At 71.8% G+C, this 24,657-nt stretch carries 20 protein-coding genes and 2 pseudogenes; 11 read left to right on the top strand and 11 right to left on the bottom strand.

All coding sequences use genetic code 11. From position 1 onward, the window contains the following. The first annotated feature begins 26 nt into the window (after positions 1-26). Entirely contained in the window at positions 27-1,274 is a 1,248-nt protein-coding gene (locus AB0O82_RS16875; protein ID WP_363584312.1) for an MFS transporter, read from the top strand. Between the two features lie 110 nt (positions 1,275-1,384). On the opposite strand, the pseudogene AB0O82_RS16870 reads toward AB0O82_RS16875, so the two are convergent. Beyond that, a pseudogene (locus tag AB0O82_RS16870) lies at positions 1,385-1,609 on the bottom strand (glyoxalase/bleomycin resistance/dioxygenase family protein); the annotation flags it as partial. 151 nt (positions 1,610-1,760) lie between these two features. Between AB0O82_RS16870 and AB0O82_RS16865 the strand changes: the two are divergent. Both AB0O82_RS16865 and AB0O82_RS16860 read left to right on the top strand, forming a co-directional pair. Then, positions 1,761-2,117: an arsenate reductase ArsC gene (locus tag AB0O82_RS16865; RefSeq protein WP_363584451.1), complete on the top strand. Its 357-nt coding sequence runs from the start codon at positions 1,761-1,763 to the stop codon at positions 2,115-2,117. Positions 2,118-2,376: 259 nt separating this feature from the next. After that, the gene (locus tag AB0O82_RS16860) at positions 2,377-3,021 is read left to right on the top strand and encodes a restriction endonuclease (RefSeq protein WP_363584310.1); all 645 of its coding nucleotides are present in this window, start codon (positions 2,377-2,379) and stop codon (positions 3,019-3,021) included. Positions 3,022-3,104: 83 nt separating this feature from the next. On the opposite strand, the gene AB0O82_RS16855 is transcribed toward AB0O82_RS16860, so the two are convergent. Beyond that, positions 3,105-3,974, bottom strand: coding sequence for an NlpC/P60 family protein (locus tag AB0O82_RS16855; protein WP_363584308.1), 870 nt, complete (start codon positions 3,972-3,974; stop codon positions 3,105-3,107). A gap of 310 nt (positions 3,975-4,284) precedes the next feature. Here AB0O82_RS16855 and AB0O82_RS16850 point away from each other — a divergent pair, with 310 nt between their 5' ends. The 4 genes from AB0O82_RS16850 to AB0O82_RS16835 all read left to right on the top strand — a co-directional run bounded on the left by AB0O82_RS16850 (position 4,285) and on the right by AB0O82_RS16835 (position 8,878). Continuing rightward, complete coding sequence (locus AB0O82_RS16850; protein ID WP_363584306.1) at positions 4,285-5,133, top strand: phosphotransferase; 849 nt, start codon at positions 4,285-4,287, stop codon at positions 5,131-5,133. A gap of 196 nt (positions 5,134-5,329) precedes the next feature. Continuing rightward, entirely contained in the window at positions 5,330-6,532 is a 1,203-nt protein-coding gene (locus AB0O82_RS16845; RefSeq protein ID WP_363584304.1) for a hypothetical protein, read from the top strand. Positions 6,533-6,785: 253 nt separating this feature from the next. Beyond that, positions 6,786-7,562 (top strand): hypothetical protein, encoded by a 777-nt coding sequence (locus AB0O82_RS16840; RefSeq protein ID WP_363584302.1) that lies wholly within the window; start codon positions 6,786-6,788, stop codon positions 7,560-7,562. Then, positions 7,559-8,878: a nucleotidyl transferase AbiEii/AbiGii toxin family protein gene (locus AB0O82_RS16835; protein WP_363584300.1), complete on the top strand. Its 1,320-nt coding sequence runs from the start codon at positions 7,559-7,561 to the stop codon at positions 8,876-8,878. The genes AB0O82_RS16840 and AB0O82_RS16835 overlap by 4 nt, the downstream gene beginning before the upstream one ends. Positions 8,879-9,017: 139 nt before the next feature. Here AB0O82_RS16835 and AB0O82_RS16830 read toward each other — a convergent pair whose 3' ends face one another. Continuing rightward, the gene (locus AB0O82_RS16830) at positions 9,018-9,896 is read right to left on the bottom strand and encodes an alpha/beta hydrolase (RefSeq protein WP_363584298.1); all 879 of its coding nucleotides are present in this window, start codon (positions 9,894-9,896) and stop codon (positions 9,018-9,020) included. Positions 9,897-10,100: 204 nt separating this feature from the next. Here AB0O82_RS16830 and AB0O82_RS16825 point away from each other — a divergent pair, with 204 nt between their 5' ends. Then, positions 10,101-12,092: an AfsR/SARP family transcriptional regulator gene (locus tag AB0O82_RS16825; RefSeq protein WP_363584296.1), complete on the top strand. Its 1,992-nt coding sequence runs from the start codon at positions 10,101-10,103 to the stop codon at positions 12,090-12,092. 75 nt (positions 12,093-12,167) lie between these two features. On the opposite strand, the gene AB0O82_RS16820 is transcribed toward AB0O82_RS16825, so the two are convergent. Continuing rightward, positions 12,168-14,324 carry an ATP-binding domain-containing protein gene (locus AB0O82_RS16820; RefSeq protein ID WP_363584294.1) on the bottom strand — a complete coding sequence of 719 codons (2,157 nt, stop codon included), beginning with the start codon at positions 14,322-14,324 and terminating at the stop codon, positions 12,168-12,170. Between the two features lie 448 nt (positions 14,325-14,772). Between AB0O82_RS16820 and AB0O82_RS16815 the strand changes: the two genes are divergently transcribed. Further along, positions 14,773-15,543, top strand: coding sequence for an oxidoreductase (locus AB0O82_RS16815; protein WP_363584292.1), 771 nt, complete (start codon positions 14,773-14,775; stop codon positions 15,541-15,543). 146 nt (positions 15,544-15,689) lie between these two features. Then, entirely contained in the window at positions 15,690-16,262 is a 573-nt protein-coding gene (locus tag AB0O82_RS16810) for a dihydrofolate reductase family protein (protein ID WP_363584290.1), read from the top strand. A gap of 48 nt (positions 16,263-16,310) precedes the next feature. Here AB0O82_RS16810 and AB0O82_RS16805 read toward each other — a convergent pair whose 3' ends face one another. The 4 genes from AB0O82_RS16805 to AB0O82_RS16790 form a co-directional block, all read right to left on the bottom strand. Next, positions 16,311-16,952, bottom strand: coding sequence for a hypothetical protein (locus tag AB0O82_RS16805; protein WP_363584288.1), 642 nt, complete (start codon positions 16,950-16,952; stop codon positions 16,311-16,313). Between the two features lie 61 nt (positions 16,953-17,013). Further along, entirely contained in the window at positions 17,014-18,762 is a 1,749-nt protein-coding gene (locus AB0O82_RS16800; RefSeq protein ID WP_363584286.1) for an ABC transporter ATP-binding protein, read from the bottom strand. Positions 18,763-19,051: 289 nt separating this feature from the next. Then, positions 19,052-19,258, bottom strand: coding sequence for a hypothetical protein (locus AB0O82_RS16795; RefSeq protein ID WP_363584284.1), 207 nt, complete (start codon positions 19,256-19,258; stop codon positions 19,052-19,054). Between the two features lie 226 nt (positions 19,259-19,484). After that, entirely contained in the window at positions 19,485-19,829 is a 345-nt protein-coding gene (locus tag AB0O82_RS16790; protein ID WP_363584283.1) for a hypothetical protein, read from the bottom strand. Positions 19,830-20,189: 360 nt separating this feature from the next. Between AB0O82_RS16790 and AB0O82_RS16785 the strand changes: the two genes are divergently transcribed. Next, on the top strand, positions 20,190-20,870 hold the full coding sequence (locus tag AB0O82_RS16785) for a hypothetical protein (protein WP_363584281.1): 681 nt from the start codon (positions 20,190-20,192) through the stop codon (positions 20,868-20,870). 115 nt (positions 20,871-20,985) lie between these two features. Here the strand turns inward: AB0O82_RS16785 and AB0O82_RS16780 are convergent, their stop codons facing one another. The 3 genes and pseudogenes from AB0O82_RS16780 to AB0O82_RS16770 all read right to left on the bottom strand — a co-directional run bounded on the left by AB0O82_RS16780 (position 20,986) and on the right by AB0O82_RS16770 (position 24,527). Beyond that, positions 20,986-22,281 (bottom strand): ParB N-terminal domain-containing protein, encoded by a 1,296-nt coding sequence (locus tag AB0O82_RS16780; RefSeq protein WP_363584279.1) that lies wholly within the window; start codon positions 22,279-22,281, stop codon positions 20,986-20,988. Beyond that, positions 22,281-22,793 (bottom strand): annotated as a pseudogene (locus AB0O82_RS16775) (ParA family protein); the annotation flags it as partial. The gene AB0O82_RS16780 and the pseudogene AB0O82_RS16775, both read right to left, overlap by 1 nt. Before the next feature lie 645 nt (positions 22,794-23,438). Beyond that, the gene (locus AB0O82_RS16770; RefSeq protein WP_363584278.1) at positions 23,439-24,527 is read right to left on the bottom strand and encodes an alpha/beta hydrolase; all 1,089 of its coding nucleotides are present in this window, start codon (positions 24,525-24,527) and stop codon (positions 23,439-23,441) included. Positions 24,528-24,657 lie beyond the last annotated feature (130 nt).

Here is a 24,657-nt window from a genome sequence, read left to right as displayed (position 1 = left end):
GATGTCAAGGATAGACGATCGGGCCCATGCCCGAACTTCACTCCCCCAGCCCCTCGAACCCGCCCGCCACCCGGCTTCCCCAACCCTCGGACCCGCCCGCCGCCCGGCTGCCCTGGCCCAGCCTGCTGGCCCTGAGCACCGCCGGATTCGTCACCATCATGACCGAGGCCCTGCCCGCCGGCGTGCTGCCCGCGATGAGTGCGGACCTCGGCGTCAGCCAGTCCGGCGCCGGGCAGTCCGTCACGCTCTACGCGGCCGGTTCCATCGCGGCCGCCATACCGCTGACCGCCGCTACCGCCGGCTGGCCGCGCAAGCGCCTGCTGCTGCTGTCCGTCGGCGGCTTCGCCGCGGCCAACGCCGTCACCGCGGTCTCGACGAACTACCCCCTCACCATGGCGGCGCGCTTCGCCGCGGGCCTGGTCGCAGGCCTGCTCTGGGCCCTGCTGGCCGGGTACGCCCGCAGTGTCGTCGCGCCGGAGCAGCGCGGCAGGGCGATGGCCGTCGCCATGGGCGGCTCGACGGTCGCCCTGTCGGTGGGCGTGCCCGCCGGCACCCTGGTCGCCGCGCTGGTGGGCTGGCGCACCACCTTCGGACTGATGAGCGCCGTCGCCGTGGCGCTCGCCGCCTGGATGCTCGTCGCGCTCCCGGCCGTCCCGGGGCGGCCCGGCCACGCCCGCACCCCCGTCCGGCAGGTGCTGCGCATCCCGGGGGTGGCGGCCGTCCTCACCGTCACGGTGGCCTTCGTCCTCGCCCACAACCTGCTCTACACGTACGTCGCGGCGCTGCTCGCGCCCCTGGGCCTCGGCGGCCGGACCGACACCGTCCTGCTCGTCCTCGGACTGTCCTCCCTGGTGAGCATCCTCGGTACCGGGGCGCTGATCGACCGCCACCTGCGCACCCTGACGGTCGCCGCCTGCGCCCTCCTCTCCGCCGCGGCCCTGTCCGTCGCCGCCGCCCTGCTCACCGGCACCTCCTGGCCCGTCTACGGCAGCGCCGCGGTCTGGGGTCTCGCCTTCGGTGGCGCCGCCACCCTCCTGCAGACGGCGGTGGCCGACGCGGCCGGCCCGGCCGGGGACATCGCCCAGTCCCTGCTCGTCACGTGCTGGAACCTCGGCATCGCCGGCGCCGCGCTCGCCGGCGGTCTCCTCCTCGACCACGGCGGCCCGAGCACGCTGCCCTGGTCCGCCCTGGCCCTGCTCGCCACCGCCCTGACCGTCACTGTCGCCGCCCACCGCCACGGCTTCCCCCGCCCCACCGGCCACCCGACCGGCTGAACGGTCCGGGCGTCCGGTCGACTCTGCTGCGGCAATCCCCGAGGCCGTGGTGACGGGAGTGCTGCTGGTTGCGCACGCATGTCCGCCGGACTCGACCTCCGGATGCATCGTCAGCTGCCGCAGGCACAGTCTGCGGCAACCGTCTCCTCGGTACCGGTGCGGCAGCCCCGCGGTGCGGCGTCGATCGCCCCCTTGCCCTGCGGTGCGGCGTCGACACTCTTGCCCAGGGTGTCGGCGTCGGCCTTGACGACGTAGACCTCCCAGGGCTCCTTGCCGGGGCCGGTGACCCAGACCTTGTTCTGGAGGGCGTAGCAGCAGGAGGTGTCGTTCTCCTCATCGAGGTGCCCGTCCTCATCGGCCTCGTCCACGTCGCCCTCGCCGCCCGCCGCCTCTTCCCCCAGCCCGCCAGTCCCGGAGGTTCCGCCCGTGCCTGAGCCCAAGCCGTCCGTACTCTTCGTCTGCGTCCACAACGCCGGGCGCTCCCAGATGGCCGCCGCATTCCTCAGCCACCTCGGAGGCCGCCGGGTCGAGGTCCGCTCCGCCGGCTCCGCCCCCGCCGACACCGTCAACCCCGCCGTGGTCGAGGCCATGGCCGAGGTCGGCATCGACCTCTCCGCCGAGGTTCCGAAGATCCTCACCACCGAGGCCGTACAGGCCTCCGACGTGGTGATCACCATGGGCTGCGGCGACACCTGCCCGTACTTCCCCGGCACCCGCTACCTCGACTGGAAGCTCGACGACCCGGCCGGGCAGGGCCTCGACGCCGTACGCCCGATCCGCGACCAGATCGAGACCCGGATCCGCGGCCTGCTCACCGACCTCGGCATCCAGCCCAGCGTGTGAGAGCCCACCGGTAGCCCGGGGCAGTCCTCCAGGCCGGGCACACCCCGGCGGTGGCGTCCCGACACCGGGCCTTCGGCTGCCGGGCCTTCGGCTGCCGGGTGTTCGGCCGCCGGGTGTTCGGCCGCCGGGTGTTCGGCCGCCGGCCGCCGAGATCCGGACAACTCGGGCCCGCAACCGTCCGAATTCGCCGGGATCGTCGGCGGCCGGGCGGCGGCTGCTTCTACGCTCGCGTCCACACCGTGGTCCGAGGGGGGACGCCGTGGCCCGAAGGCCCGTACGACGACGCCGGTCCACTGCCGCCCGCCGCGCGCAACAGGCCCGGGACAACGCGCTGACGCTGGGCATCGCGGCTCTGGTCGCGGTCACCGTGGTGTCGTTCGTGCTGACGTGGCTGGCCCGCCACCTGCTCCTGGTCGCCGCGCTGCTGGCCACCGGCGTGGTGGTGGGCGCCGTCGTGCTGCGCCTGCGGCAGCTGGCCCGGCGGCGGGAGCTGGCTGCGCGCACGGCGCAGCTGCGGCACATCGGCCCGTTCCTGAGCATGACTCCGAAGGCGTTCGAGCACGCGCTGGCGGACCTGTGCAGGCGGGACGGCTGCACAAAGGTGACGGTGGTCGGCGGGGCCGGCGACCTCGCGGCGGACGTCCTGGCCACCACCCCGTCCGGGCAGCGGCTCCTCATCCAGGCCAAACGGTACGGGCCACGGACCTCCGTCGGCTCCCAGGACGTCCAGAAGGTCAACGGCACCTACCGCGACGTCCACCGCTGCGACCTGGCGGCCGTGGTGACGACCAGCTCGTTCACCAAGGCCGCCGCCGCGTTCTGCGCGAACGTCGGCATCCACGCCATCGACCGGCGGGCACTGGCCCTGTGGGCCGAGGGAACCGGCAAACCCCCCTGGGCCTGACGCCTGACCGCCCGGGCCCGCACCGTCGTGGGGCTCGGGCGGCCTCGTCGCGCGCCTGCGCCGTCCTGGTGCGTGTGACGGGGTCAGGTGGTGCAGGTGGGGACGTTGTCGAGCCAGGCCGGGCCCTGGACGTAGATGTTGCTGATCCAGCCGCGGTAGTCCGGCAGGTAGGACCAGGCGTCGTTGACGTAGCCCTCGGCCTCGACCTTCTCGGCGTGCTGCTGGCACTGGATGCGGACCGTCGTGGGGCCGGGCAGGACGGCGACGGGCGGGTTGGCGGTCGACGGGGTGGGGCGGATGTTCACCCCGCTGTTCCAGGTCCGGCGGTCGGCGCCCGCGGGGACGTCCGGCGTGTAGCGCAGGGCGCCGGCGTAGTCGGCGGCCGTGTGGCTGGAGAAGTCGGAGACCATGAGGCGGGTGTCCGATTCGCGGGCCTCGACGATCTTTCCGCCGCCGAGGTAGATCGCCACGTGGTGGACGTGGGACAGGCCCCAGAAGACCAGGTCGCCGGGGCGCAGCACACCCTGGTCGCGGCCGAGTTGCTGTCCGGGCAGGCGGGAGATCTCGGCGGCGTCCTGCTGCCCGACGACGTCGCTGCCGACGGCCTGGGACCAGGCCCAGCGGACGAAGCCGGAGCAGTCGAAACCGACCCGGAAGGGGTCGTTCCCGGAGCGCTCGGGGTCGCTGGGGTCGACTTGGCCGTACGTCGCGCCGGGGGTGGTGCCGTGCCCGCCGCCCCAGGTGTACCAGGTACCGGCGGCGACCTGGCCGCAGGCGGCGGCGATGGCCCGGCCGGCGGCCTCCGATATCGGGGCGCCCTGCGCGGCACACGCGGCGTCGGCCGGCCCGGCCGGGGCGTCGGCGCGGGCCGGGGGCGTCACCGCCGCCAGCAGGGCGACCACCAGGCAGACCAGCAGACTGGCCAGAGCGATACCACGAGTGTTCGTTCTCAACGGAGGTCCTCTTTCACCGAGCCGGGACGAAGCTGAACGGAACGGAACGGAGCGGAACGGAACGGGTTACGGGACTGACCATCCTCCTGCGGAAGCCCGGCATCAACGCCCCTGCCGAATCGGACAGTTGACGAAACACCGTCGCCCCGCCCCCAGACGGGCCCCTCGCTTGTCGGGGCAGAGGGCGTCCTGATACGCCACCTGTGAACGTTCACCGCGCGCCGGTACCGTCCTTGTAACAGCGCGGTCCTGCGGGGCCGGTGTGGCCGCGATCTCGGGAGAGCAGCCGCGCTTGAGGAACACCACACACATGTTGAGGACCTTCACCAAGACGTTCGCGGACCCCCACACCCAGCAGCGCTCCCTGGCCCACCACCGCTGGATCGCCCGCACCAACCCCGACGTACGCATCCCCCACGTCGTCCACGTCCACCCCACCGCGATCGACTACGAGCACCTCGACGGCCACCACGGCACCCCCGACGACCTACTGACCCTGGCCGACCTCCTCGGCCACCAGCACACCACCGCCCACACCCACGACCTGCACGCCGCCCGCCTGAACGCACCCCACACCAGCACCGACGACACCAGCGCCGACGACACCAGCCATGACCACACCAGCGGCGCCGTCACGACCGCCGACGTCACGACCGCCGACGTCACGATCGACGACTTCGCCGACAGCCGCCGCGAGCGCCTCCACCGGCTGCTGGCCACCGGCACCGTACCGTCCCCACTCCTGACCCCCGGCGCGATCGACGACTGGCTGGAGCAGGCCGCCACCATGCCCGCCGCCTTCTACAAGGACGCCAACCCGCGCAACTTCCTCATCACCGACACCACGGTCGCCGTCGTCGACTTCGACTCCCTCACCCTCGCTCCCTTCGGCTACGACCTCGCCAAGATCATCGTCACCATCTCCATGACCGCCGGCCCCCTGCCCGAGGACACCATCCGTCGGGCCGTAGCCGCCTACAACCGCCATCCCGAGCAGCGCGGTCTTCCCGGATGCTCCTGGCGCGAGTTCGCCGCATGGTGCGAGTTCCACCACATCCTCACCACGCCCCACCACGGCACCAACGGCTACCGGTACAGCTGGCACGCGATCAGGCCGGCCTGGACCACCGACATCCTTCGGAACTCCGACAACAAGTGAACACCATGACGAACACCAGCATGACGCTCCATTCGGTCTATCAACCGACAATGTGACACATCTGCGTGATGATCCGATTTCAGACGGTGATCGACACGTTCTCGACAGTCCCACCGATCCACTCATCGCGGACGGGCCCTTGCCGCCACGCTGTACCCGCCGCCACCCCTACGGGTGCGCGAGATCAGGAGGGGACATGGCGAGGGGCACCACCCACCAGGTCGAACTGCTACGCGCAGAAGTCGGGACGGCCCTTCAGGCCGGCCTGGAGGAGATCCGCAACCACACCGACAACCTGCGAGCCGAACTCACCGCGACGCTGGCGGCCGGCCTGAGCGAACACCGCGACGAGTTCTTCGAGGCGATCGCCAGAGGGCAGCAGGAAACCAACCGCGCCCACCAGGACAACCGCAGCCTCCACCGCCAGTTGGGCAACCTGCGCAACGAACTCAGCACTCGGCAGAACAGTGGCCGCGCTCCCCTGGACGGCGGTCCCGCCGAGGCGCCCCGGCCCGCCGTCGACTCCCCCGAGGCCGTGGGCCAGTCGGTGGAAGTTGCTCCGGAGATCGAGGGCCCGGACGAAGCCGCTCACCTGCCCGGCAGTGATGCCGGCAACAGCAATTTCGCCGGTGTCAACGAACTTCCCGACGCCGAGCCCCCGGCATCCGAGCAGGCCGCACAGCGGGCCGCAGAGCCGGCCACCCCCTCCGTGGCCGGCGAGGCCGCGGAATCCGACAGCGAGGAGACAACCGTGTCCGAGACCACCCCTGCCGACGACGCGCCGACCGCCCCGCACGTCCTCGCCGAGGACCAGCTCAGCCAGATCGCGGCCGAGGTCGCCGCCCGACTCGCAGACCTGTTCCGCCCCTCCGGCCCCACGGAGCACGACACGAAGGTCGATCTGGAGGGCACGGAAGCAGTCGCGCCGGACCAAGCCGTCATCGACGACCTCCCGAGCGGCCGCGCCGACGACGTGTCCGGTCTCATCCCGGAGCCCTTCGTCTGGGAGAACCACGTCAACACCCTCCTCAAGGCCGCAGCCGTGAAGACCGTCGCGATCTCCTGCCACCCCGAGACCTGGGACTTCCTGGCCGCCCAGGCCGAGGGCGGCGACCACTTCTCGAAGCCGGTCAACGACGGCAACGAGGACACGATCCTGTCCGGCCCCAGCACCATCGCCCTCCTCAACGCCCTCCGGGAAACCGCCTACAGCGGAGTCGGCAACGGCAACGGCACCAGCATCGGAACGTGGGCCCTCGCCGTCACCAGCTACGAGCGCATCGCCGCCGTCATCAACAGCACCCGCCCCGCCGACGAACAGGCCGGCAACGACCGCCTGCACCAGCCGCACATCGTCCTCGACGACCGCAGCACCGACAACTCACCCCCCACCGGCTGACCCGCCGACACAGCGGCGGCCCCGGCCTCAGCGGACGGCGCTGGAGACCGATGCGGAGACGACGAGGGCACATCCACGGCGCATGAGGGCCGAGAACGCCGCTGACCAGCGTCAACCACCGAAGGCCAGTTCCGCTGGCCAGTTCCGCTTCGAGCGCCAAGAGCAGAAGGTCACGGGGCTCGCACGGAGGGATCAGCTCGCTGCGCACCCGGGCGCACGAGGCGTTGTCATAGGGGCTTGGCAGGATGCTCCCATGCTCGCCATCCGTCCTGACCAACACCGCGACGACCGGTCCGGTCCTCCCGACCTCCGGGGTGACTTCGAGGTGCACCTGACCGTGGAGCCCGGCGCCACCGAGGCGCTGGCCGGGTGGGCCGACGGTCATGGCCTGAAGTTCACCCACATCCTGCTGGCGCGCGGTGCGGCGCCATCGCAGCCGATGCTCACCCTGCGCGCCAACGGCTCGTTGGACGAGGTCGCTGCGGCGACGTCCCGCACCACGGGCCGGCTGGTTCGGGCCGGGTTCACGGTCCTGCGGACGAAGATCGAGGCCACGCCGTGGGCGGAGGGCGTTCCGGTCTCGGACGAGGACGCCGTGCCGCACGGGGCGCGCCGGTACTTCGAGCACCACGTCAAGCTGCTGCTTCCGGGCCCGCTTCCCACGGCCGGCCTCGCCGACCCCGCCCGCCTCGCGGACCTCGCCGAGTTGGCCGTCCGCCACGGTGCGCACCTGTCGCACAACCCGCGCCGGATACGCGACGACGGCCGGCGCGAGTGGTTCGTGACCCAGCGGTGCCGCCTGGTCGGCCTGAGCACCGCGGGCCGTCGGCTGGAGGCGCTGCTCCGCGGCCTTGCCGCCGGCGGTCGCGAGATGGTGTCGGTGGAGCGCGAGTTCGTCGCCGTGGACAGCGCCGAGGCCCTGGACGAGGGATGGATCAGCGAGCACGAGCAGAAGCACGAACGCGAACACGAACAGAGGCACGAGCACGAGCACCGTGCCGGACCGTACGGAGAGGGAGACCCGCGATGACCGAGGACCAGCCCCAGTCACCAGTGGCCTGGGAGGAACTGACATACGGGCCGTGGCAGGGCGTCCTGCTTCCCCGGCAGCCACCGCCGGAGGACGTCCGCGAGGACCGGGGCCTGCCCAGGAGCGTCCGGCCGATCGACGACGAGGCGGTGAGCCAGCAGCCGGTCTTCGACCCCGCCCTCGCCGGGTACACCCGGGCCCTGCGGCCCAGTGAACCCGCCTTCACCGACCCTCAGCTCGCCCAACCGTGGCTCGCCGCGCGGCGCGAGGCGCTCAACACCGTGCTGTCCGCCGTCGCCGGCTCGCAGTGGGCCGAGCACCTGGTCCTGCGCGGGAGCGTCCTGCTGCGGGCCTGGTACGGCGAGCAGGCGCGGGAGCCGGGAGACCTTGACTTCGTGGTCCGCCCGACGGACTGGCAGCTGGAGGACGAGCGCACGGACCGCATGTTCGAGGAGCTCGCCGCCGACGCAGAACGGCTCTCGGGCGCGGTGCGGCTGCACGCGGACCAGGCGGTCAGCGACGAGATCTGGACGTACAGCAGGATTCCCGGGCGTCGGCTCGTCCTGCCGTGGTCGGCACCCGGCGTCCCGGGTGGGACCGTCCAGTTGGACTTCGTCTTCACCGAACACCTGCCCGTCCCACCGGAGTCCTACCAGCTCCCCGGCGTCACGGGCCGGTTGTTCGCCGCCACGCCACAGCTCTCCCTCGCGTGGAAGATCCTCTGGCTGGCCTCGGACAACCACCCCCAGGGCAAGGACCTCTACGACGCGATCCTGCTCTCGCGCACCGACGAGGTGCCCTACGACCTGCTGCGGCAGGTCTTCACCCAGTCCGACGAGACCTGGTCGCGCTGCCCGCTCCTCCCGGAGCAGATCGCCGGACTCTACGTCGACTGGGACGAATTCGCCAAGGACTACCCGCAGTTCGCCGGACCCCTGGAGGAGTACCCTGCGCAGCTGCTCGCCGGGCTCCACGCGACCTTCGCCGACCACGGCGAGTACGCACTGCGCGCCCAGTGGCTGGCCCCGCTGATCGAGGAACTGCGGGAGGTGCTGGCGCGCGAGGGCATGGACGAGGTCCAGCAACGGATGTCCCGGCGGTACATGGCCCCGGACGACTCCCTGGTGATCATCCGCGAACTGCTCGGCGGCGGCCTCGGGGGCAACCTCGGCGGCAACCTCGAAGACGCCCGCCGCGCCGTCGCCGCCCGCCTCGGCGACAAACCGGACCGGATGACCCGCATGCTGGCGGAGGCCGCCGCCCGCTACGCCGCCGAGCTCGCCGACGACCAACCGGCGGACGGCACCCACAACTGACACCGACCCGGGCAGTACCCGGCGCCGGAAGAGGAACCCGACCACCGAAAACCCAACTCGCCGACCGACCGTGGCCCGGTCGGTCGGTCAGTCAGTCGGTCAGTCAGTCGGCCAATCGGCGAGCCGGGGAACGGGAGGTTCAACGCGCCAGCAGCTCCCGGATCGCCTCCGCGATCTCGTCGGGCGCCTCCTCGGCCATGAAGTGCCCCGCTCGGGTCAGCCGGTGGTCGAGGTCCGGCGCCCACGCCTTCCACACCGCGGCCGCGTCGTAGCCCAGCTGCGCGCCCCAGTCCTGCTGGACGACCGTCACGGGCATGGCCAGCTGCGACCCCGCGTCCAGGTCCGCTCGGTCGTGCGTGACGTCGATGCCCGCCGAGGCCCGGTAGTCCGCGACGATCGACGTCACCGCCGCCGCGCTCGCCCGCAGGTACTCGGCACGGACATCCTCGGGAACGGCGGTCGCGTCATTGGCCCAGGAGTCGAGGAACGAGCCGAAGAACGCGTCCGCGCTGTTGGCGATCATCGCCTCCGGCAGGCCCGGCGGCTGCGCCATCAGGAAGAGGTGGTAGCCGACCGCCGCCGGGACGCCGTGCAGGACGTTCCACATGTCGAGGGTCGGCACGACGTCGAGGATGCCCAGGTGCGTGACGGTCTCAGGGTGGTCCAGCCCCGCCCGGAAGGCGACTAGGGCGCCCCGGTCGTGGCCGACGAGGGCGAAGCGCTCGTGGCCGAGGGCGGCCGCCAAGTTCACGACGTCGGCGGCCATGGTGCGCTTGGCGTACACCTCGGGGTCGGTGGCCGCCGGCTTGTCGCTGGCGCCGTAGCCCCGCAGGTCAGGGCAGATCACCGTGTGTTCGTCGGCGAGCCGCTCGGCAACGTGCCGCCACATCAGGTGGGTCTGGGGGAAACCGTGCAACAGCACGACCGGGCTCCCGCTGCCGCCGACGGCGGCAGCCAGCTCCACCCCGTCCGCGCCGGGCAGGCGGACGTGATCGAAGCCGGGAATGGTGAGCGTCATGAAGGGCCATCCTTGTCGGTCGGGGGCTGACCGGACCAGCCTGGGCGACGGCGATCAGCAACGGATCAGTACCGGCCGCCAGTACCGGCCGCCAGTACGTGCCGGTCACTACGGACCGGTCGCTACAGACCGGTCGCTACGGCCCGATCAGCAGCCGATCAGTTCGGTCAAGCGCAGCCGACCCCCGACACGGAGGATGGGGGCATGCGAATCGACGTGCTCGGTGCCGTGCGGGCCCTCCCCGACGACGGCAGCCCGATCGACCTGGGCGGCCCCCGCCATCGTGAGGTGCTCGCCCGGCTCGTCGCCGCCGAGGGGCGGATGGTCACCACCGACACCCTCGTCGACGACCTGTGGACCGATCCACCGGCCCGCGCCGTGGGCGCTCTGCGTACGTTCGTCGCCGCGCTGCGCCGTGCCCTCGAACCCGACCGGCCGCCGCGCGATCCGCCGCGCGTCATCATCACCGAAGGGCCCGGCTACGCGTTGCGCCTGCCGCGCGAGGACGTGGACGTCCACCGGTTCCAGGACACCCTGGCCCGAGCCCGGCGTCGCCCTGACACGGTGACCGGCCCCGACGCGATGCCCGGTCTCGACACGGTGGCCCACCCTGACACGGTGGCCGACCTCAGCGCGGCGCTCAAGGACTGGCGCGGACCCGCGTACGCCGATGTGACCGGCGCCGCATGGGCGCAGCGCGAGCGGACCCGGCTGGAGGAATTGCGGCTGGAGGGGGTGGAACTGCGCGCCCGCCTCCTCCTCGACTCCGGTGAAGGGGCCGGACTCGTCGCCGAACTGGGCGCCCACGTCGCCGAACAGCCGTGGCGCGAGCCGGCCTGGGGGCTGCTGGCCCGCGCGCTGTACCGCGCGGGCCGCCAGGCCGACGCGCTGGCCACCCTCCGCCGAGCCCGCGCGATGCTCGTCGATCAACTCGGACTCGACCCTGGCGCCGAACTCCGGCGTCTGGAGACGGACATCCTCAACGGGGCCGCGCCCCTCGAAGGCGCCCGTACCGGGTGGAGCGGCCCCGGCGTCCGACTCGGCCCGCGCACCACCGTGGATCTGGCCCGCACCCTCGCACTGGCGGGTGGCGACGCGCTCGTCCACTCGCGACGCGACCGCCTCGCCGCCGTTCAGGCCGCGGAACGCACGGGAGACCTCTTCCTGACCGCCCGGATCATCGGCGCCTACGACGTGCCCGCCGTCTGGAGCCGGGCCGACGACCCCGAGCAGTCCCGCGCGGTCGTCGCGGCTGCCGAACGCACGCTCACCGCGCTCGGCCCCGACGGCCCCGCCGACTTGTCGGCCCGCCTCCTGGCCACGGTCGCCGTCGAGAGCCGCAGCGCCCACCTGTCCGCGGCCGAGTTGGGCCGCGCCCAGCAGGCGGCACAACAGGCGGAGGCGCTGGCGCGGGGCCTGGCCGATCCCGCCCTGCTGGTCTTCGCCCTCAACGGGGTGTTCCTGCAGTCCTTCACCCGCCCCGGGCTCGCGGCGGTACGGGACGGGATCGGCGCCGAGATCCTCGACCTGGCCGCCCGGCACGAGCTGCCGAACTTCGGCGTACTCGGCCGACTCGTCCGCCTCCAGTCCGCCTCGGCCCTCGGAGACCTCGACGCCGCGGCCTCGCACGCCGAAGCTGCCAACCGACTCGCCGCCACCACCGAGGCGCCCCTCGTCCCCGTCCTCACCGGGTGGTTCCGGGCCCGGGCCACGGCCGCCCGCAGCACCGAACCCGGCGGGCCGACCGCCGCCACGGCCGCAGCGCACTGCCGGGCCGCCGAGAACGCCCTCCAGTGGGCCGGAATGCCGGGGCTGCACCGCGGCCTGTTCGCGCTCGCCCTCCTCGGACTGCGCCTGCTGCACGACCGGCCCGCGCCCACCGACCCGCACCTCGACTGGGGCCCGTACCGGGCTTGGGCGCGCCCCCTCGTGCTGCTCGCCCAGGACCGGGTCGAGGAGGCCCGTACCGCGCTCGCCGCGGTGCCCGAGCCGGCGCGCGACCACATGCAGGAGGCCATGTGGTGCCTGACCGCCCGCGCCGCCGTTCGCCTCGGCGAGCCCGGTATCGCCGCACGCGCCGGGGCTTCCCTGCGCGGTGCCCGTGCGGAGCATGCCGGCGCCGCCAGTGGAATGCTGACGCTGGGCCCGGTGGCGCGGTACCTGGCGGAGGCGGAGGCTTGCGCCGGAGCGGGGTAGGCGATGGTGCCCGGGTACACCGCGCCCCCGGCCGGCACCTCGCCGTCTACCGGGCCGGGCCCGGCGCCGCCCGGCCTACCGCGCGGTCCTGATCACGCACAGGCGGCGGGTGGCACGGGTGAGGGCGACGTACAGGTCGCGTTCGCCGGCCGGGCGGGCGGCGGTGATCTGGTCGGGGTCGACGACGAGGACGGCGTCGAACTCCAGGCCGCGCGCCTCGGAGGCGGGGACGAGGCGGACGTGTCCGGGCAGGCCGGCGGCCTCCAGCTCCGGCAGGCGGGCGTCCGCGCAGACCACGGCGAGGAGGTCGCCCGGGTGGGCGGCCGTCTGGGCGCGCAGTTCGGCCAGGACGGCGGCGGCGAGGCCGTGGGCCGGGGCGGTGAGGGTGCGCGGGGGTTCGCCGTGGCGGATGGCGCGGGCGCGGGCCTGGCCGGGGGCGATGCGGGCGAGCAGGTCGGTGGTGGCGGCGAGGATCTCCTGCGTGGTGCGGTAGCTGACGGTCAGGGTGTGCAGGTCGAAGCGGCTCCCGGTGTGCGGGTGGAGGGCCTCGTGCCAGTCGCGGGCCTGGGCGGCGGGGCCGGCCTGGGCGAAGTCGCCGACGACGGTCATCGATCGGGTGGGGCAGCGGCGCAGCACGGCGCGCCACTGCATCGCGGTGAGTTCCTGGGCCTCGTCGACGACGACGTGGCCCCAACTGCGCTGCGGGGGGCCGTCGAGCAGGGCGGCGGCCTCGTCCAGCAGCGGCAGGTCGGCGTCGGTCCACGGGGCGTCGGGGGCGCGCAGCAGGCGGGCGCGCTGGTCGTCGGAGAGGTGGGGCAGGTGGGCGGTGAGGGCGGCGGGGTCGGTGAGCAGGGCGCGGACGGCGTCGTGCGGGGTGAGGGCGGGCCAGTGGGTGTCGAGGACGCGGTCGAGGTGCGGGTCGTCCAGCAGGGCCGCGCGGACGGCCTCGGCATCGAAGGTGCCGTCGGTACCCGCGGTGTCGCCGGTACCCACGGTGCCGCCGATACCCGGGGCGTCGCCGGTACCCGCGGCGTCGTGGGCACGTGAGCCGTCGAGACCGAGCCGGCGCAGATCGGCGGCGGCGACGCGGTCGAGGTTGAGGCCGGTGAGCTGGGCGACCTCGGCGTCGAGCTGGTCGAGGGTGTCGGCGGTGTCGCGTTCGAGGGCGCGGGTGAGGGCGTCGGCCAGCAGGTCCTTGAACAGGTCGCGGGCCCGGTTGTGGGCGAGGCCGTCGGCAGTGGCTGCGCGGGCGGCGGCGGCGAGGTCGGACTGCGGCAGGTGCACCTCCTCCTGGCCGACCCGTATGGCCAGGCCGTCCTCCGCCGGGGCCTGGTGGGCGCGGACCACGGCGGCCAGGGCGTCGGCGAGGGCGGGGTCGCCCTTGAGGCGGGCGGTCTGCGGCTCCTCGGGCGCCGCCGGGCCGGGGGTGGCGGGGGCGAGGTCGGCGCAGGTCGCCAGGGCGACGTCGTTCTCGCCGAGCGAGGGCAGCACCTGACAGATGTAGTCCAGGAAGCGGGTGTTGGGGCCCAGGACGAGGACACCGCGTTCGGCGGCGCGCGGGAAGGCGTACAGCACGTAGGCGGCGCGGTGCAGGGCCACCACCGTCTTGCCGGTGCCGGGGCCGCCCTGTACGACCGTCACCCCCCGGTGGCGGGAGCGGACGATCGCGTCCTGCTCGGCCTGGAGGGTGGCGACCGCGGCGCCCATGCGTCCGGTGCGCCGGGCCGACAGTGCCTCCAGCAGCGGGCCGTCGCCGATCACGTCCTCACGGGTGGGGTCGGAGCCGTCCAGCAGTTCGTCGCTGACGGCGGCGACGGTGCGGCCGTCCAGACGCAGGTGGCGCCGGCGTCGCAGGCCCATCGGGTGGACGGGCGTGGCCTCGTAGAAGGGCCTGGCGGCCTCGGCCCGCCAGTCCACCAGCAGCGGCAGTTCGTCCGCCTCGGTGTGCAGGCCCAGGCGCCCGATCCGCAGCGTGGTGCCGTCGGCGGTGTCGAGACGGCCGAACACCAGCCCGTGGCCGGCGCCTTCCAGGCGGCGTACTTCCCCGGCCCACCGCGCGGCCGCCACGTCCCGCTCGTACACGGCCCCGGCGCCGTCGGCGGGCGCGGCGAGGGTACGGGCCAGTTCGACGCGCGTCTGCTCCAGGCGCCGGTCGTACTCGGCGCACACGGCCCCCACCTGCACGTTTTCCGCCTGCACCTGGCACTCGGCACGGTCATCGCTGTACGGCACGACGGGCCTCCTCTCGGGTTCGGGCCGTCACTATGCGGGGGCGGGCGGGGGAAAGTAAAAGTTGACGAACGTACCGCCGTTGCGCCCTCCGCCTCACGCTTCCCCAACTCTCGTCCTGTGCACCGAATCTGACGAAACATCAGCCAGAGGCGTACGAGTGGTCGCTGAGGACGTCGAGGCCGCAGGTCAGCGGCCGGCGGCGGCGCACGACGGAACCGGCACGCCATAGGCCTTCCCTATAGCGTCTGCTGACACTTCGTCTTTGCCTCTCGCTCTTTTCCGGCCGTACCGTGAAACAGCTCGACGAGGCACCCACCACGATTTCCCTGAAGTATTCGCGCTCCCTGAGGAATTCGCACCCTGCGCGCCTGGTCGATTCCCATTCCGTCGAGCGGACGAACACCCGGACGAACACCCGGACGAACACGCGATCGAGAGGACCAAGGAAATGACCACGACCCAAAACGGACCAGGCACGCAGGAACTCGCAGGCAAGCGGGCCCTGGTCACGGGTGGTTCTCGCGGAATCGGAGCAGCCATCGTGCGCCAACTCCTGGACGCGGGCGCCAAGGTGCTCACGACCGCCAGGTCGGCGACGGGCACCGTCCCGGAGGAGGCCGCCTTCGTGGCGGCCGACGTGCGAACGCGGGCCGGCGCGGAGGCGCTCGCCACGGCCGCGCAGGAGGTGCTCGGCGGGGTGGACATCCTGGTCCACAACGTGGGCGGGGCGCAGCCGCACCACGGCGCCCTGGCCATCCCCGACGAGGAGTGGCAGAACGCGCTGGACCTGAACTTCCTGGCGTCGGTGCGGCTGGACGCGCTGCTGGCACCGGGGATGCGGGAACGGCGTTCGGGGGCGATCGTGCACGTCTCCTCGGCCGCCGTCCCCACCGTGGCACCGCCGTTCCTGCACTACGTGGCCGCGAAGGCGGCGCTGGAGGCCTACAGCCGGGGGCTGGCCGCCGAGCTGGCCCCGCACGGGATCCGGGTCAACACCGTGTCTCCCGGCCGAACCGCCACCCCCGGCGGCGAAGCGACGCGCGAGCAGTGGGCACGCCTGGACGCGGGGCCGGGCCAGGACACCACGACTCCCCCGCTGGGACGCGACGGCCGACCCGACGACATCGCCCACGCGGTCCTGTTCCTCCTGTCCGGCCGGGCGAGCTGGCTGACGGGGAGCAACCTCGTCGTGGACGGCGGCGAATTCCCCAGGGGCTGACGGCAACGCACAGCGGCCCCGGCTGGCGGCCTCGTCCGGCCGGCACGGCTACCTTGATCACATCGGCGGCCGACAGCAGGGCGTCCGATGCCGACCAGGTCGGCGAGCCCGGAAGAATCCAGATCCGAGACACCGAGGAACCAGAGATGCGTACCCTGATCAGCACCGCCTTCATCTCGCTCGACGGCGTTGTGGAAGGCCCGGGCGGGGAGCCCGGCTACCGGAACTCCGGCTGGACCTTCAAGGACATCGAGTTCCTTCCCGAGGCCTTCGAGATCAAGGGGCGGGAGCAGCAGGAGGCCACCGCGATGCTGCTGGGGCGGGTCAGCTACGAGGCGTTCAGCCAGGTGTGGCCCGACATGGCGGACTTCGCCGACTACAAGGTGATGCCGAAGTACGTCGTCTCCAGCACCCTCACCGAGGACGACCTGGTGTCGAACTGGGGCGAGACCACGATCCTGCGCTCACTCGACGAGGTTGCCGCGCTGAAGCGGACCGAGGGCGGCCCGATCATCGTGCACGGCAGTGCGACCCTGAACCAGGCCCTCTCCGACGCCGGTCTGGTCGACCGCTACCACCTGCTCGTCTTCCCGCTCCTGCTCGGCGCGGGCAAGCGCCTGTTCAGCACCACGGACAAGGACACCCAGAAGCTGACGCTCGTCGAGCACGAGGTCTACCCCAACGGTCTGCAGAAGCAGGTCTTCGACGTCGTCCGCTGACGTTCCCCGCAGACCCGGAAAGCCCTCGCGCCAACGACTGCGCGGGGGCTACAGGTCCGCGAGCCAGGGATGCCCCGGGTGTACGCAGGCGAGCAGTTCGGCCAGGGTCCCGCGCTGGGCCGGGGTCATCAGCGGAACGGTCGTGTCGAAGTCCGCCTGGTCCTTCCGGCGGAGGTGCTTGGCCTTGAACAGCAGGACCAGCTCGGGCGCCAGGTACGGGATGCCGCCTGCCGTGTGGCGGATGATGTCGCCGTAGGGAAAGCGGATCCTCTCATCGCGCCGGCAGATCCAGACGTCGCCGTCGTGCGGTTCGCGGAACACATCGAGCAGGTAGTCACCGGTGGCCGGATCGCGCAGCCAGGTCTGATGGGTGGCGGCCAGCACCCCCGGTGCGGCGTCCTCCCAGATCCGGCCGCTGCCCGCCGCGTCGAAGACGTACCCGGGGAAGCGACTGCGGACCTCGGGAAGGCTCGCGGCCGGAATCGCGATCTCGATGTCCCCGTGCGCACGCGCCTGCCCGCCCCGGAAGAGGTCCAGCGCCCATCCCGCGGCCACACACCACGGCGTGCCGACCCCCGCCAACCGCCGCGCGACCTCGTCCGGCCTCCAGCACGACGACCACCTGTCGTCGAGGGCCGCGACCTCGTCGGCCGACAGCTCGATCCCACCGCCGGGCAGTTGCTCGCTCACGCGAGGAATCTACCAACAGGCCCGCAGGGCCGTGGCCGAGATCGGTACGCCCGGGCACGCCTCAGGGGACGGCCTCCACGGACTCGCCCGGCGGGTGGTGCAACCGGTGCAGGCCGGCGTAGGCGGAGCTGCGGAGGAGGAGCTCGGTGTGGGTGCCGTGGGCGACGATCCGGCCCTGGTCGAGCAGGACGATCTGGTCGGCGTCGCGGACGGTCAGCAGATTGTGCGAAATGATGATCGTCGTGCGATCGGCCATGAGCAGGCGCAACGGGCCCATGATCCGTTGGCTCGACTCCGCGTCCAGGGCCGTGGTGGGCTCGTCGAGGATGAGGACGGGGGCGTCCCGGACCATCGCGCGGGCGATCGCGAGGCGCTGACGCTGGCCGCCGGAGAGCAGCCGGCCGCGCTGGCCGACCAGGGTGTCGTAGCCGTCCGGGAGCCGGGTGATGAACTCGTGGGCGTCCGCCGCCCGGGCCGCCGCCAGGATCTCGGCCTCACTCGCCTCGGGGCGCCCGTAGGCGATGTTCTCCCGGACGGTGCCGTGGAAGACCAGGGTCTCCTGGAGCACCACCGCGACGTTCTCGCGCAGGTCGGTGAGGGCGAGGTCGCGCAGGTCGAGGCCGTCGAGCCGCACCGCGCCGTCGTCCGGGTCGTAGAAGCGCAACAGCAGCTTGGCGACGGTGGACTTGCCCGCGCCGCTGGCGCCGACCAGGGCCAGCGTCTCCCCCGGCGCCACCTCGAAGGACACCTCCGACAGTGCGGGCGCCTCCACGTCCGGGTAACGGAAGGTGACGTCGTCGAACTCGATCCCGCCCCGGGCGCGGCCGAGCGGCCGGGGGGTGGCGGGATCGGTCACCTGTGGACGCTGGTCGAGCAGTTCGATGATCCGCTCGGCGGCGGCGGAGGCCGCGTAGAAGGTGTTGCCGAGCCCGGACATGCTCTGGATCGGGCCGTAGAGCCTGCTCAGCAGGGTGAGGAAGACGATGAGGCCACCGAAGGTGAGCCGGCCGTGCACGAGTTCCCAGGCCCCGAGGCCCATCACCACCAGGCCGCCGAGCAGTTCGACGAAGTCGACCGTCGGCCCGTAGAGCGCTCCGATCCTGGTCGAGGCCATCGCCGCGTGGTACCGGCCGATGCTCTCGCGCTGGAATCGGGCGTGCTCCCAGTCCTGGCGGTTGTACGCCTGGACGAGCGCGATGTTGCCGAGCGACTCCTCGGCGACCGCGCTGATCGAGCCGCTGCGCCGGCGGCGTTCGCGCGAGGCCGCCCGGATCAGCTTCGCGAAGCGGCGGGCGGTGAGGAAGAACAGCGGCGCGGCGACCAGCGCGACCAGGGTCAGGTCCCAGCGCAGCACCAGCAGCAGGCCGACGTAGATGCCGAGCCGCGCCACCTGGCCGAGCGCGTTGACGATGCCGGAGAGCAGGAAGGTCTCGACCGCGTCCACGTCGCCGGTCACCCGGGACAGCACGTCGCCGAGCCGCCGGCGCTCGAAGAAGCCCAGCGACAGGCCCTGGATGTGCCGGAACACGTCCGACCGCAGGATGAGCAGGAAGCGTTCGCTGACCCAGGTGGAGATCACCCGGCGGGCGAAGCCCAGTACTCCGGAGAGCAGGGTCAGCCCCGCATAGGCGAGGGCGATCGGCAGGAACAGGTTCAGCCGGTGCGGAATGAGCATGTCGTCGATGACGATCTTGAACAGCCAGATCTCCATCGCCTCGATCGCCGGGCCCACCGCGACCAGGGCCAGCAGCACCACCAGCCACCGGCGGCCACCCTTGGTGTAGGGCCAGAAGCGCCGGAAGATCGCCATGAGCGGGACCGGCGGTGCCGCGGCGACCACATCGGAGGTCTCGGCGACCGTGAGCAAGCGTCGCAGAGCCGACCGAAGGCTGTGTTTCCTCGTCATCTCACGGTCTTCTCGCTCGTCCCCGAGCCCAGATCACTTCCGGATTGAGAGGAACTCCCGATCAAAGAGGCCCTGCTCCGGGAATGGAAGGTCTCCACACGCACGGCCGGCGCGGGCCCGCGTGGGGTCGCTCCCGGCCGACACGGCAAAGCCGGGCACACGTGCCCGGCCCGCTCTCACAGGGAAGCGATCCTTACCACCGGCCTCCGTAGCCGCCTCCGTAGCCGCCGCGGTCGCCTCCGTAGCCGCCGTAGCCGCCACGGTCGCCGCCGAAGTCGTCACGGAAGTCGTCGTAGCCGCCACGGTCGTCACCGAAGTCGCCGTAGTCGCCACCGCGACCACCGCCGCCCCAGTCGTCACGGAACCGACCGAAGGACTGGAACTGTCCGAGGAATGACATGAGCAACCTTCTTTCGAAGTCCCCCTCGCTCCATCGTCATCCTCACCTCCGCAATGCACAAGCATCGAGTGCGCTAAATGTGAAAATTTGATGATTTTTCCGGATTGTCCAAATCGGCAGCCGCCTGCTTCGATTTCCTGGTCAAGAATCCCCCAAGAAACCGTGTGTGACGAGCCGCCACCCGATCTGCCGATTTCAGGGTGAACCATTGCTCCCGAGCAATCATTCACCTCAGGCAATAGCCATACAGCCATGCCGGGAGCGACCAGTTAGCGCAGCCCCAGGGCAGTAGCGGTACCACCGGTGTCGGACAGTCCGCGCCATAGCCTTCGCGCCACCCGAGGTACGCCTGCAGTACGGGCGGTTCGTCACGGTACTCGGTGAGGGACAGGGCACCGCCCCAGCGGCTGAACCCGCCATCGGCGACCTCGAGATAGATCCGTCTGAGCAAAGGCGGCATGGGGTGCCCCACAACTGCTTCGAGCCCGGACACAGCCTCCGGAAGCGCAGGCGAAGGACGCCCTCCGGCATTCTGCTCGATGAGCCGCTTGATGATCTCGTCCTCCGTCACAGGGCCTTCGTATCAGACACCACCGACACTGCGGTGCCCTGGCCCGAGCCCGCGGACGGATCGCTGACGGTACGGCTCGGGGCCCTCGAAGCTCGGTGGACGTCACCGTGACCGTGGCCGTGTTCGAGACCAGCGGCGGCCGCGTCAGCCGCATCTGGGCCGTCCGCGACCCGGAAACTCCGCGCGTGGACCGGGAACGAACAGACCTGACCGCACGCCACGGCGGAACGCACCAGCCGACACATCGTCAAATCGCCTTCCCCATGCGAACTTTCGGGCGGCCGAAACCATTCTCCGTCACCACCCGAGTCCGCGACGAGGCCTCCTCCGGGAGCACCGTCGTGGGTTATGGTCGGTCCCATGCTGACGGAGTGGGCCTGGATAGCAGCGAAGCTGGTGACGACTCCCGAGACGAAGATCAAGGTCGTCGACTACGGATACCGTCCGTTCGGAACGTACGCCGAGGCACGTCGCAACCTCCTGGAGCACCTTGAGGACGAGAAGTCCTGCCAGGACTTCAAGGACGCCGCGCGCCTCCTGCGGGCGAACCGGAAAGCGACCAGCGTGGTGTACAGCCCGCTCATCTGGCTGATCCACGATCTCCCCCAGGGAGATGACAGCAAGAGAGCGAGCTACCAACTCATCAAGCGGCTCGAGCCGAGCCTGACCGAGCAACTCCTGCCCGGTCTGGCGACCTCACAGGTCAGCCGGCACGCCCGCCTGGGCGTCGCCCTGCGGGTGCTCAGCGTCGAAGAGGTTTGCGTTCTGATGCGCTGCAAGCCGCAGAAGGCGAGGGCCCATACGGAGATCTGGCTGTCCGGTCGACTCAAGATGCGCACCCAGCACGTTGCCCGCGGCACGGTGTGCCGCAGCCACCGGGACGCCGCCTGCACCGCCTGCCGCGGTGGCACCCAGTGGGAGTGGGCGAAGCCGTTCCTGGCGAGCGACCTCGTACAGCACCTGCTGTCGTACCGCATGAGGTGCTATCTCCCGTACGACGGGACGCCTGTGCCGCCCGGGACGTACGAAGCCGGACTATGAGCGACGCCGTTCGGACGGCCGGGGAGGTCCACGTCTCCCTCCCGCACGCACCGGCGAGGGATGCCGATCCGGTGCCCGCCCCGTGCGAACGACGGGGCGGGCACCGGAGGTCGCGTCAGCTGTTGGTCGTCAGCAGACGGTTGGCCAGGGCGTCGGCGAGGCGGTAGGCCTCGTCGGCCGAGAGGGTGCGGCAGATGGCGTCGGCGAGTTCCTCGACGTCATGCCAGTCGACATCGCCGAGCTCCGCGGACGGCGTGGCCGACGGCTGCTCGGCCGGGGAGGCCTCGGCTCGCTGTTCCGGCATCGGAAGAGGCTCGGAATTTTCCGCGGAAAATCGCTCGGCGCTCGGAGCGGACTCCGCACTCGGAGCGGGCTCGGTGCTCGGAGCGGACTCGGTGCTCTCCCCCGTGCCGGCACTGGCGGGCTTCGACCGGGTAGCCGAAGCCGACGGTTCCACCGGCGACGGATCCACCGGCGACGGTTCCACCGGCGACGGCGTGACGGTGGCCGTGGACGCAGCCGTGGACGCAGCCGTGGTCGCGCTCTCCGCAGGCCCACTCGCGGATGCGACGGGTCGCTGCGGCGCGGCCTGAGGAGTCACCCCGTCAGCGGAGGCCTGAACCGCCGCCGCTCGGGCCCCCAGCTTCGCCGCCCGCTTGGCCGCGACGGCGTCGGCGTCGGCCTGGAGCAGCTGCTCCAGCTGCTCCGTCTGCTCGGCCAGGGCCATCGCCTCGATGCCCTTGACCGATCCCAGACGGCGGGCGACGTTGATGGAGATGCCCTCCTCGCCCCGCGCCTTGGCCCGCACCTGCCGCTGTAGCTCGGGGTGGAGCTTCAGCAGGTTCTTGCGGTGCGAGATCCAGCTCTGGGACCAGCCCTCCGACTCGGCGGCCTCCTTGGCGGTGGCGTACTGCGCCACGATGAGCAGGACCGCGTTGGCCTCCTCGATCGGGTCGAAGTCCTTGCGCGCCATGTTCTCGTCGAGCGCCGCGCGCAGCAGGGTCGCCTTGGAGTCCGCCACCGAGTCGTCGACGACGACGAGCAGTTGCTCGCGCCCGTACAGCGCGGCAGCGGCCCGGCGCCGGTTGCCGTTGACGATCACCACGTCCTGAGGGCCCGCACCGAGCAGGCCCTCGTCCTCCGGCCAGAGCCGGAGGTACGCGTCCGGGGTGACGGCGAGGCAGCTCTGCAGCTGGCGGTCCTTGATGCTCGCCAGGTCCGACAGGTCGCCCAGGTCATCGCGCGGGTTGCGCGGGTTGGGGAGGCAGTTGGCGGTGGGGACCCACCGGGCCGGAGAGTCCGGCCCCGTGGGGACCCACCGGGCCGGGGTCTCCTGGTTGCTGACCACCCCGGGGGCGTCGACGACCGGGTCGGCCGCCATCGAGGCGAAGGAAACACGACGGCCGGCCATCAGCGACCCCCGTACCCGAGTTCGAGGGACAGCCGGAAGAAGTCCTCGCGGGCCCGGTAGGCGGTGCCGCTCTCCTTGTACTGGGTGACGACCGTTCCCTCGGCCACCGCCCGGGAGTGGATCTTGTAACGCCTCAGGACCGTCTTGGCCCGCGGCCACCCCTTCGCGGCGATGTACGCCTCGGTGTCCTCCAGGTCGGCGCGGCCGTCCCGGGGGTCCCAGTTGTTGATGACGACCCGGAAGGGGATGTCCATCGGCTCGATGACCTTCTGGATCGTCCGCGCCGTCGGGTCGAAGCACAACGGCTCGGTGATCATCGGGACCAGGACGTCATCCGCTATCTCCAGAGCACTGCGCAGGATCTCCTCGTCGGCCAGGGTGCCCGGCGTGTCGATGAAGATGTGCTCGTACTCGTCCTTCTCGCCGAGGACGTCGAAGGTGCACGCCGCGAGGTTCACCGTGGTCGTGGTCTTGCCGACGCCGCCCTTCTGGTTGGCGATGACGTGGACCTTGGCACCGGTCTTCTTGAGGTGGAGCAGCTGATCGGCCTGGTCGTGCGCCGCCATGAAATCGAAGGGCAGGTTGTCCCCCACCCGCTCCGCCCAGACGACGGCCGATCCCTGAGGGTCAGTGGACACGACAAGTACAGATGGCTTCATGATGTTCCGTTCTCTCCGTGGGCTTCCCGGGCCGCTTGCCCGGTACTGCGGATGCCCGCCGATCAAAGCCGGTGACGGCGGACTGGAACAGCATTCCAGATGATCAGGCCTGATGCCGACACGACCCGCGTGTCATGAAGCACAATGTCCGTTTCGCTGAGCCCCTGATTTCCGAGAACCTCCCGGATATCCCCGGCGACCCGGCCCCGAATCCCGCCATCTCAAGAGAGCGTGACGCACGGACAGCGGCATCGGGACTGCGCCGCTGCCGGGGACGCATTCGCCTTCACCGGCCGCCCCGAACAGCCGTGCGCCCACGCGCAGCCCTGGCGCATTGGAACACCGCGCCGCCGTTTCCTGACAGTTCAACAGATCACCGCAGTTCACTATCCGGCACCGCGGGCCCTGGTCAAGAAACGGCAAAGGGCATCACCGCTCCGCCGCGGGCCGGAAAGAAGCTCCTCCCCCGCAAGCACGGGGTCAGTCGGAAGAGAGCGGTCAGTGGTCACAGCGGTCAGCATCCGACGCCTGCCGACGGGCGTTCGAGACGGGCCGGGCATCGATCGTCATGGCCGTGTACGCGGCGTCGACCTCACCGGTGGGGGTGGTGGGGCCGACGCGTGCCGTGGGGGCGCCCTGGGCGCCCGCCCCGTCCCGGTACGGGGCCAGGAACGCGGTCAGGGCGGTCAGCATCGCCTGCGGGGCCTCCTCGGCCGGGTAGTGGCCGCAGTCGGGGAGGACGAGGCCCTGCACGTCGTCGGCGGCGAGCTCCATCGTCTCGCTGACGGAGGCGCCCAGGTTCTCCGCTCCTCCGATCGCCAGGACGGGCAGGGTCAGCCGTCGAGTCCTGCGCTCCTGGTTCTGGGCGATGGTCGTGTCGAGTGCGCGGTAGAACTCGAAGCCGGCTCGCAGGGCTTCCGGCTCGGCGGCGAGGGTGTCGACGTAGTGCTGGACGGCGTAGTCGGGCAGTGCCTTCGCGGACTTCGTGGCGAACTGGTGGCCGAAGTAGAGGTGTTCGCGTCCGCTGACCAACTGTTCGTTGACGTCGGTGAGGCGGTTGAAGGCGAAGTGCCAGAGGCGGTCGTTGGCCTCCCGGCTGCCGAGGAGAGGCAGCGAGGGCGACAACCCCGGGATCGCGGCCTCGGCGACGGCCAGGCGGTCGAGCCGGTCAGGATGGTCCGCAGCCAGGGCGTAACCGGTCCACATCCCGACGTCGTGGCCGACCAGGGCGAACCGCCGGTGCCCGAGCGCGTCCATCAGCGCCACCAGGTCGCGGGCGAGCGTGCCGGTGTCGTACCCGCCCGGGGGTTTGTCGGACAGTCCGACGCCGCGCGGGTCGACCGCGACGACCCGGAAGTCCTGTGCCAGCGCCGGCATCAGGAGGCGCCAGGCGTACCACGTCTGGGGCCAGCCGGCGACCAGCAGCAGCGCAGGCCCTTCGCCGCCGGTGACGGCGTGCAGGCGCAGTTCGCCGGTGTCGACGTAGCGGCTGGTGAAGGTGTCGGCGAAGCCGGCCGGGAGGTTCGGCACCTGGGAGACGGAACCGCGGCCTTCGGGCGTGGGCGGGCGGGTCGGCGACAGACTCATGATCATCCTTCGGAGGCACGGGGTTGACGGGTTCGCCGAGACGGCGGGAACCGCCCGGTCCGGCCGGCGGCTGACGGCCGGTGGCCAGCGGCTGGCCCCGGCAAGTCTTCGGATCCGGGAACCGCCTGCC

Source organism: Kitasatospora sp. NPDC088264 (assembly GCF_040685715.1).
Lineage (GTDB): Bacteria > Actinomycetota > Actinomycetes > Streptomycetales > Streptomycetaceae > Kitasatospora.
This window is presented reverse-complemented; position numbering and strand designations above follow the sequence as displayed.